8 protein-coding genes are annotated in these 9,450 nt (G+C 68.3%); 5 read left to right on the top strand and 3 right to left on the bottom strand.

The window, feature by feature from the left end; genetic code table 11:
• Positions 1-177: 177 nt before the first annotated feature.
• On the bottom strand, positions 178-693 hold the full coding sequence (locus PSS76_RS21115) for a MarR family winged helix-turn-helix transcriptional regulator (protein ID WP_013414525.1): 516 nt from the start codon (positions 691-693) through the stop codon (positions 178-180).
• A gap of 76 nt (positions 694-769) precedes the next feature.
• Between PSS76_RS21115 and PSS76_RS21110 the strand changes: the two genes are divergently transcribed.
• Positions 770-2,188, top strand: a complete 1,419-nt coding sequence (locus PSS76_RS21110; RefSeq protein ID WP_205317339.1) for an FUSC family protein — start codon at positions 770-772, stop codon at positions 2,186-2,188.
• Between the two features lies 1 nt (position 2,189).
• Here the strand turns inward: PSS76_RS21110 and PSS76_RS21105 are convergent, their stop codons facing one another.
• Positions 2,190-4,037, bottom strand: a complete 1,848-nt coding sequence (locus PSS76_RS21105; protein WP_221278736.1) for a galactan 5-O-arabinofuranosyltransferase — start codon at positions 4,035-4,037, stop codon at positions 2,190-2,192.
• A 132-nt stretch (positions 4,038-4,169) separates the two neighbouring features.
• Between PSS76_RS21105 and PSS76_RS21100 the strand changes: the two genes are divergently transcribed.
• Positions 4,170-5,048 carry an alpha/beta fold hydrolase gene (locus PSS76_RS21100; protein ID WP_013414528.1) on the top strand — a complete coding sequence of 293 codons (879 nt, stop codon included), beginning with the start codon at positions 4,170-4,172 and terminating at the stop codon, positions 5,046-5,048.
• Positions 5,049-5,117: 69 nt separating this feature from the next.
• On the opposite strand, the gene PSS76_RS21095 is transcribed toward PSS76_RS21100, so the two are convergent.
• A complete protein-coding gene (locus tag PSS76_RS21095) occupies positions 5,118-5,744 on the bottom strand; it encodes a TetR/AcrR family transcriptional regulator (RefSeq protein ID WP_044990294.1) in 627 nt (208 codons plus the stop codon).
• A 96-nt stretch (positions 5,745-5,840) separates the two neighbouring features.
• Here PSS76_RS21095 and PSS76_RS21090 point away from each other — a divergent pair, with 96 nt between their 5' ends.
• Genes PSS76_RS21090 through cysN form a run of 3 tightly spaced genes read left to right on the top strand, consistent with a single transcriptional unit; the run spans position 5,841 to position 9,435 of the window.
• On the top strand, positions 5,841-6,632 hold the full coding sequence (locus PSS76_RS21090; protein WP_081205672.1) for a 3'(2'),5'-bisphosphate nucleotidase CysQ: 792 nt from the start codon (positions 5,841-5,843) through the stop codon (positions 6,630-6,632).
• Positions 6,629-7,534, top strand: a complete 906-nt coding sequence (cysD, locus tag PSS76_RS21085; RefSeq protein WP_005516287.1) for a sulfate adenylyltransferase subunit CysD — start codon at positions 6,629-6,631, stop codon at positions 7,532-7,534. The genes PSS76_RS21090 and cysD overlap by 4 nt, the downstream gene beginning before the upstream one ends.
• The gene (cysN, locus tag PSS76_RS21080) at positions 7,534-9,435 is read left to right on the top strand and encodes a sulfate adenylyltransferase subunit CysN (RefSeq protein WP_081188594.1); all 1,902 of its coding nucleotides are present in this window, start codon (positions 7,534-7,536) and stop codon (positions 9,433-9,435) included. Before cysD ends, cysN begins: the two co-directional genes overlap by 1 nt.
• Positions 9,436-9,450: the final 15 nt, after the last annotated feature.

The following is a 9,450-nucleotide window of genomic DNA, read 5'->3' as shown; positions in this document are numbered from 1 at the left end:
TCCAGCGCCGATGGTACTGCACTCGACAGGGTGTGGGAGAGTAGGACACCGCCGAACACCCGTTAACCGGAAGGCCCCCACCAGCATTGGTGGGGGCCTTCCGGCATTTCAGCACCTCTTTCACCGACCATTCTTTTACCGCCGCCGGCCCCGGATCGAGGCGAGCGAGTCGAATGCCTACGGGCGCTCGGCGTCGTCGGAATTTCGGGCGATCCGGCGCAGGAGGCCGGCCAAGAGCGCACGCTCGTCGTCGTCGAGTCCTTGCAGCAGTTGCCGATCCCGCTCGACCCGGCGCGGAAATTCCTCGTCGACCATTGCGCGGCCGGCGTCGGTCACCCTGAGCAGGACGACGCGACCGTCGCGCTCGAAACGCTCCCGCGCCACGAGCCCCAGCTTCACCAGCCGATCGGCATGCTTGGTGGTGGCAGCACCGCTCACCATCGTCACCGCGGTCACCTCGCTGGCACGGAGCGGGCGCTCGCTGCGGGCAAGTGCGCAGAGCACCTCGAACTCGGCGCGCGACACTCCGCTGGGGCCCAAGGCGCGGTCGAGTCGGTGCAGGGCCTGTGAGCTGATCCGAGTGATCCGTCCGAGCACCTCGATCGGAGACGTGTCGACGTCCGGGTAGGTCGATGCCCACTCCAGACGGACTTTGTCGATGAAATCAGGCTCGGCGCTGACGGTCGGATCCACTTCCCCATCCTAGCCGCGAGCACTGTTCACTTCATTAGTATTTTACTAGTGAACTAGTGCGCGTACACTGGTTGAAGTGACGGCGCTCGAGACCCCTGACCCCACCCGGTTCGACCACGCCCGGGGAGCCTTGGCGCACGCGGTCGCACCGAGCACCTGGCGCCGGGCGTTCGACCTGCGGGCGGCCGACGCGACGATCGCGCCGGCGCTGCGGGTCGGTTTCGCCACGGCGATCGTGTTCGTCGTGGCCGGCCTCCTCGGTTATCGGGAGTTGGCCGGATTCGCGGCGTTGGGTGCGTTGGCGTCGGCGTTCGGCCGATACGAGCCGTACCCGCGTCTGGCGGGGAAGTTGTCCCTCGTCGGTCTGGCGCTCGTTGCCTTCGTCGCGTTCGGTGGTCTCCTGGGCGCGGCAGCGCTGCCTACCGTCGTGCTGATCGGCGTTCTGTCGGTGGCGGCGGGCCTTGCATCGGCCTTCATGAACACCTTCCAGCTGATCGGGCCCGGCCCGGTGATCCTGATCTTCGCGGCAACCGGGGCGGCCGGCTACTCGACGGCGTCGGGCGATGTCCTGTCGGTGACGACGGCCGCCGCCGTGGGCGTCGCGGTCGGCTGGGTAGCGGCGATGCTGCCGGGCCTGCTTCTGCCGTTGGGTCCGGCTCGGCTGGCGGCCGCGCGGGCGCTGGTGGCCGTCGGGTCACTCGAACATACGGGCGCCGAGCAGGTTTCGGCGGCGCGAGCGGCCGTGGGGCGCGCCCGGGATATCCTGGCCGCCAGCGGACACTCGCGCGCGCGGCGCGGGCACGGCCACGATCTCGCGCTGCTGCTCGACGCCGCCGCAGATGCGATCGACACCTGGGTGGCCGAGGGTGACCCGACCCGGATTCGTGAGATCGCCCGGCACGAACGTGAACTCCGCAAGGTGAAGAGGTCCGGACGTCTCGGCGGCGTCGGTGACCGCCCGACACCTCGCACCGAACTGCCGGCCCCGGCCCGAATGCTGCACGTGGCACGGGTGAACGTTCGGTCCGCGGCGCTTCGGCACACCGCCTATCGGGTTGCTGCGGCCTCTGCCGCCGCGGGTTGGTTCGCGTGGGCGTGCGGGCTCGCACATCCGCTGTGGGCGTCGATGGGCGCGATCGCGGCTCTGCAGGGCCTCAACTTCACGCAGACCGTACAGCGGGGTATTCAGCGACTGGTGGGCAACATCGGTGGTGCCGTCATCGCGGCCGGGCTCATCGCCCTGTCCCTGGGATTCTGGCAGGCGGTCGTCGCTGTCATCGTCCTGCAGACCGCCGCCGAGCTCATGGTGCTGATCAACTACGCGCTCACGTCGCTCGTGGTGACACCGATGGCTCTGGTGCTCACCGGGTTCACGTCGCCGATCACCCCCGAGGCCGGTATGACCCGAATCCTGGACACACTCATCGGCGTCGTGGTCGGTGTGCTCGTGGCGGCGGTGACGGTCAGCCGGGCCGACCGTCACCACGTGGTCTGACTCAGCCGACGCGCGTCACGATCGCGAACGGTCCCACCTCGTCGACGGTGAAGCGCGGGTCGTCGAACAGCGATTTCGGGAAGGAGACGCTGTAGCGGCGGACGTTCGGATCGTTCGGGTAGACGTCCTCGGCCAGGCGCAGGGTGTAGCCGTCGGCGCTCTTGCGGAAGACGAACACGTCCGGTGCGCGCCAGGGCAATTCGTCGAGCGCAGCGACGAGCTCGTCCGGCGTCTCGAACTCCGTCCAGCTCTCGATCGCCTCCGAGCGCTCGCGGAACTGCGCCAAAGGATTCGCGTAGTGCGACGTCAGCGCCTGGAATCCGTAGTACGGGTAGAAGCTGAGGAAGCTGGTGTCCGACGTGAGCACCACCGTGTCGTGGCGCTCGCCGGGGCGCCGCTCGAGGATCGTCCGGTCGATGTCGCCGTAGTAGGAGGCCGCGCCGGGCGGGCGCTGGTCGCCGCGGGCACCGTCGCCGTCCGTGTCGGTGTACGCGACGGTGATGTCGTTCGACAGCACCTGGGGGATGTTCTGCGCGAAGGCGATCAGACCCACGAGTCCGATCACGACGACGGACGCCTTCACTCGCGGATTATCGCTCGTCGCCAGGACGAGCCAGCGCGCGAAGTCGAAGAAGCCGAACACGCCGGCCGCCCCGAGCAGCAGGATGAGCACCGGTTCGAGGCGGAAGGACAGCAACGTGCCACCCACCGCGGTGAACGCCATCGACATCAGCGACCACAGGTAGATCGCCACCACGCCGATGCCGAGCGGTTGGGCTCGACGTGACGAGGTCACCCGGAACACCAGCCAGATCGTGCCGAGCAGACACAGCGCCCCGGAGAGCGAGAGCTGGAGCATCGGAAGCGGCAGGCGCGCACCGGCGTCGGGGAGGTAGTGCGTGGCGGTGCCGCTACCGGCGGGCACACCGTGCAGCGCCTCGAGCAGATAGGGCAGCCAGACGGTAAGCGCGATCGCGATCGCGATCGCGGCGATGACGGCCAACCGAACCAAGGGGGCGACTGCTCCGCGCCACGAGCCTTGCGCCCGGACGGCGAGACCCGCCGCGACCAGGGCCATGAGCGTGATGGCGAATGCCGAGAGTCCGAGGTACAGCGTGTAGAACGCGGCGGCGACACCGAGGAAGATGCCGGTGCCGACAACGGCGCCCCATCCTCCGCGGCCGGTCCGATCCGGACGGTGCAGTCCGCCCCACGCCAGCACGAGGACCGGTGGAATCAGGACGGCGATCACGGCGCCGTACGGCTCGGACGAGGCGTACGCGACTGTCAGCGCGGCGGTTGCCAGCGCGACCACGATCGCGCGGTCGGTGCGAATCAGCTTGGTCCACAACACCAGCGCGACGACGGCGGCTACGGCGATCGAACCGATCGCGTACGGCTTGAAGGTCTCCCAGCCGTCCATGCCGAGCAGGTTCGCGACACGTCCGCCGATCCAGAACCACCCGGCCGGGTAGTACGGCGGTAGATCCGCGTACGTCATGTCGTGCAGCGCTGCGGAATCGGTGAGGCGCGTGAGGTATTCGGTGCGGAACTCCTGGTCGACCGAAACGCCGTGCAGGTACAGCTTCGTGGCGCTCAGCGGCATGCCGAGCGTCACCGTCACGAAGCCGGACAGCCCGGCCCACGACAGTAGGGTCGCCGCGCGGGTCCACCGTCGGGCGCGGAAGAGGGCGACACACAGCGCGAGAACGGCGATCGTGACGACCTGCCCCACCGTCGTGACGGCCTGTGTGACGTTCGACGACGGAAACGCCGGCCACGACACCCGACCGAAGGCGAACAGTCCCACCGCGGCGACGATCGCGGCCACGAAGGCCCCGAGGATCATCTCGACAGCGGTTCCACCGGCCAGTCGGGCAGGGGCGACTCGCGACGTTGCGAGGGGGGCTGCACCTGATTGCGACACGGCCCGAGCTTACTTGGGCGCGGGTCCGGGACCGGGGTTCAGTAGGTTCGAGGAATGAGTGACGAGCACGCGCAGACTCCGCAGTGGTTCCGGGAGGCGCTGGCTGCGCCGGTCGAGACCGGCGAGGTGGACGTCGACGGCGCTGCCATCCGATTCCGCGCGTGGGGCGCAGCGGGGCAGCCGGGTCTCGTGCTCGTGCACGGCGGGGCGGCGCATTCGCGGTGGTGGGACCATATCGGCCCGCAGCTCGCGGGCGATCGCCGCGTCGTCGCACTGGACCTCAGTGGGCACGGTGACAGCGACACCCGTGAGCACTACTCGCTCGACCAGTGGGCGCACGAGGTGGCGGCGGTGGCATCGGCGTCGGGCATCGAGGGCCGTCCGGTCGTGGTGGGCCACAGTATGGGCGGCATCGTGTCGTTCGTCGCGGCGGACCTCCACGGCGACCGGCTCGCCGGCGTGCAGATCGTCGACTCCCCGATCCGGCAGCGCACCCCCGAGGAGGATGCCGCGCGCCGCAAGGCCGCGTTCGGACCCAAGAAGGTGTACCCGACGCGGGAGGAGGCGCTCGCCCGCTTCCGATTCGTGCCGCCGCAGGAGGCGGCGGTGCCGTGCGTTCGCGAGCACGTGGCGGAGACGTCGCTCATGGCCGTCGAGGGCGGCTGGTCGTGGAAGTTCGACCCCGCCATGTTCACCCGCTCCGGCGGTGACACGCTGGCCGTCGCCGTGCCGCGCTGCCCGATTGCGTACTTCCGTGCCCAGCACGGCATCGTCTCCGACGAGTTGATGGAGCAGATGCGGGAGCGGTTCGGTCCGTCGGCGATCGTCGCCGAGATCCCCGACGCGGGCCATCACACGATGATCGACCAGCCTCTCGCCCTGATCACCGGCATCCGCACGGTCCTCGCCGCCTGGGCCGCCGCCTCCTCCTGACCGCGTTTCGCGCACTTGTCGTCAGAATCCGGCCCTCCGGAGCGCATCAAGTGCGCAAAACGCGGGGGGTCAGGGGGAGGGGTCGGTGCGGGTGATCGCCCGCGTGAGCGCCGCTGCCGAGAACTGCGCGAACTCGTCGGAGTCGAGGTAGGACGCCCAGTTGTTGACGATGCTGGCGGCGACGCCCTGCATGCCGGACAGCAGGAAGGGCAGCACCGCGGCCTCGTCGCGTAGGACGCGCCCCTCCTTCGCTGCCGCGTCGGTGACGGCCTCGAGTACCGCCTCGTCATAGCGATTACCCGAATCATGCACTGCGCGAAGTGATTCGCGCTCCGCGTCCGCGGGCCGCTCGGCGTCGCGCCAGATCTGGGACATGCGACCGAGGCGACCCCACCGACGGGCGGACTCGTCGATGATGGCGGCGATCAGCGCGGCCACGCCGCGGTCGCGGGGCAGCGCTGCGACGGCCCGCGTCGACTCGACGATGTTCTCGTCGAGCAGCGCCATGAAGATGTCCTGCTTGTCGGCGAAGTACTGGTAGATGAGTCCGGTGCTCGTGCCGGAGCGCTGTGCGACCGACCGGATCGTCAGTGCCGAGTACCCGCCCTCGTCCAGCAATGCCGCGGCAGCGTCGAGCGTCCGGCGTCGCCGGGCCTCCGCATCGCCGTAGATCGACCCTCCGCTCGCTTCACCCACCGCAACACCGTAGCGGGGCGGATCGCCGACCACCAAGAATGAACAATGTTCGTTTTGGGATTGAACATGGTTCATTCTGTGGTTACAGTCACTCCCATGACCACTCGTGCCGTGACCCCGACCACATCCGATTCTGCTTCCGCGTCGGGAGCAGACTCGCTCGCCGCGGTCGAAATCGCCACGGAGGCCGGGAAACTGCTGCTCGATCTGCGTGAGGGTCTGGCGACTCCGGGGGTCGACGCCGCAGAGATCCGGGCGGCGGGCGACCGACGGAGCCACGAGCTCATCACCGGACTCCTGCGGGACCGGTTCCCGCAGGACGCGGTGCTCTCCGAGGAGGGCGCCGACGACCTGGCCCGCCTCGACGCCGAGCGCGTGTGGATCGTCGACCCGCTCGACGGCACCCGCGAATTCGGGGAGGCCGACCGCGCCGACTGGGCGGTGCACGTCGCCCTCGTCGACCGCGGCGCCCTCACCGTCGGAGCCGTCGCGATGCCCGCGGCCGGCGTCACGTACTCGACGATGGACGGGCCGGTCGACCTGCCGCCGCTGCGCGTCGTACCTCGCGTCGTCGTCAGTCGGACCCGACGGCCGGCGCCCGTCATGGAGTTGGCCGCTGCGCTCGACGCCGAACTGGTCGAGATGGGCTCGGCCGGCGCCAAGGCGATGGCGGTGGTCCGCGGCGACGTGGACGTCTACGCGCACGCCGGAGGCCAGTACGAGTGGGATTCGGCGGCGCCCGTCGCCGTCGCGCGTGCTGCCGGACTTCATGTTTCACGTATCGACGGGTCCGAACTCGTCTACAACCAGGAGAACCCCTGGTTGCCCGATCTACTGATCTGCCGCCCCGAGTGGGCGGACAAAGCACTGGAGGTACTTGCACGATGACCCGTGCGCTGACCCACCTCGAGAGACTCGAGGCCGAGAGCATCCACATCATGCGCGAGGCCGTCGCGGGGAGTGAGAACCCCGTGATGCTGTACTCGGTCGGCAAGGACAGCGCGGTGATGCTGCACCTTGCCCGCAAGGCGTTCTACCCGTCCCGGCTGCCGTTCCCCTTGCTGCACGTGGACACCACGTGGAAGTTCAAGGAGATGTACAAGCTGCGCGACGAGTCCGCAGCCGCAGGTGATTTCGATCTCCTCGTTCACCAGAACCCCGAGTGTGTGGAGAAGGGCATCAATCCCTTCACACACGGCTCGTCGACCCACACCGACATGTGGAAGACCGAGGGCCTCAAGCAGGCACTCGACCACTACAAGTTCGACGCCGCGTTCGGCGGCGCGCGCCGCGACGAGGAGAAGTCCCGCGCCAAGGAGCGCGTCTTCTCGGTGCGCTCGGCGGAACACCGCTGGGATCCCAAGCGCCAGCGTCCCGAACTGTGGCGGATGTACAACGTCCGGCGTTCTCCCGGTGAGACGCTGCGGGTGTTCCCGTTGTCGAACTGGACCGAGCTCGACGTCTGGGAGTACATCCGGCAGGAGGACATCCCGATCGTGCCGCTCTACTTCGCCGCGAAGCGGCCGGTCGTGGAGCGGGACGGCACCCTCATCATGGTCGACGACGATCGAATGCCGTTGCGGCCCGGTGAGGTTCCGGAGATGCGGAGCGTGCGGTTCCGGACCCTGGGCTGCTACCCGCTGACCGGCGCCGTCGAGTCGACGGCCGCGACCCTCACCGACGTGATCCAGGAGATGCTGCTCACCACCACGTCCGAGCGGCAGGGGCGCGTGATCGACCACGACAGCAGTGCCTCGATGGAGAAGAAGAAGCAGGAGGGGTACTTCTGATGGCCCACGCATCCAATCTGATCGCCGACGACATCGAGCAGTACCTCGAACGGCACGCGAACAAGTCCATGCTGCGCTTCATCACGTGCGGCAGCGTCGACGACGGCAAGTCCACCCTGATCGGGCGTCTGCTGTACGAGTCCAAGTTGGTGTTCGAGGATCAGCTCAGCGCACTCGAGAACGATTCGAAGAAGGTCGGTACCCAGGGTGAGGGTCTCGACTTCGCGCTCCTGGTGGACGGGCTCGCGGCAGAGCGCGAGCAGGGCATCACCATCGATGTCGCCTACCGCTACTTCACCACCGAGCGGCGGAAGTTCGTCGTTGCCGACACTCCGGGGCACGAGCAGTACACACGCAACATGGTCACCGGCGCCTCGACGGCTGACCTCGCCGTGATCCTGGTCGACGCCCGCAAGGGTGTGCTCACACAGACCCGCCGACACTCGTACCTGGTGTCGCTCCTGGGGATTCGGCACGTGGTCCTGGCCGTGAACAAGCTCGATCTCGTCGACTACTCGCAAGAGGTGTTCGAGCGCATCGCCGGCGAGTACGCGGACTTCGCGGCCGAGATCGGGCTCGAAAACGTGGTACCGATCCCGATGTCGGCGTACGTCGGCGACAACCTCACCGAGCACAGCCCGAACACCCAGTGGTACACCGGGCCGACGCTGATCGATCACCTCGAGACCGTCGAGATCGAGGACGCGGTGCAGACCGCACCGTTCCGGATGCCCGTGCAGTGGGTGAACCGGCCGGACCTCGATTTCCGTGGCTTCTCGGGGCAGATCGTGAGCGGCATCGTGCGCCCCGGGGACCGGGTGCGCGCGCTGCCGAGCGGGCGGGAATCGACCGTGGCGCGGATCGTGACGATGGACGGCGATCTGGACGAGGCCGTGGCCGGCCGGTCGGTCACCATCACCCTCGCCGACGAGATCGACATCAGCCGCGGTGACGTCCTCGCCGGTGTCGACGCGCTGCCGTGCGTCGCCGACCAGTTCGAGGCGCAGCTGGTGTGGATGGGTGAGCACGAGATGCTGCCCGAGCGGCCCTACCTGTGCCAGATCGGCACCGTGACCGTGCAGGCGCGAATCACCCGGCCGAAGTACAAGGTGAACGTCAACACTCTCGAACAGACCGCCACCAACACGTTGGCCCTCAACGAGATCGGCGTCTGCAACATCAGCTTCGACCGGCCGGTGCCGTTCGATCCCTACGCCGACAACCGCGATACCGGTGGCTTCATCCTCATCGACCGGCTGACGAACACCACCGTCGGGGCCGGAATGATCGCGCACTCGCTGCGCCGTTCGGACAACATCCACTGGCAGGCCGTCGACGTGAACGACGAGGCCCGTTCGCTGCTGAAGGGCCACCGCCCCCAGATCGTCTGGTTCACCGGACTTTCGGGCTCGGGGAAGTCGACCATCGCCAACGAACTGGAACGTCGGCTGTACACCCTCGGGTGCCACACCTACCTGCTCGACGGCGACAACGTGAGGCACGGTCTGGGTCGCGACCTCGGCTTCACCGAGGCGGACCGGGTGGAGAACATCCGCCGGGTCACCGAGGTGGCCCGGTTGATGGCCGATGCCGGCCTGATCGTCCTCGCGTCGTTCATCTCGCCGTTCCGTGCCGAACGCGATGCTGCCCGCGAACTGATCGGGACCGATCGATTCTGCGAAGTGTTCGTCGACACGCCCATCGAGGTGGCCGAGGAGCGCGATCCCAAGGGGCTCTACCGGAAGGCGCGACGTGGGGAGCTCGCCAACTTCACCGGCGTCGATTCGCCCTACGAGACGCCCACCTCACCGGACGTCCGGATCGACACCGCCGAGCTGACCCCGGAACATGCGGCCGACCGCATCGTCGAGGTCCTCCGCGAACGCGGCGTCATCTCCTGATCCGGCCCGATCCTG

The sequence above is a fragment of the Prescottella sp. D32 genome (genome assembly GCF_037287305.1).
Classification (GTDB): domain Bacteria; phylum Actinomycetota; class Actinomycetes; order Mycobacteriales; family Mycobacteriaceae; genus Prescottella; species Prescottella equi.
Note: the sequence above shows the minus strand (reverse complement) of the source record. Positions and strands in the feature narration are given on the sequence as shown.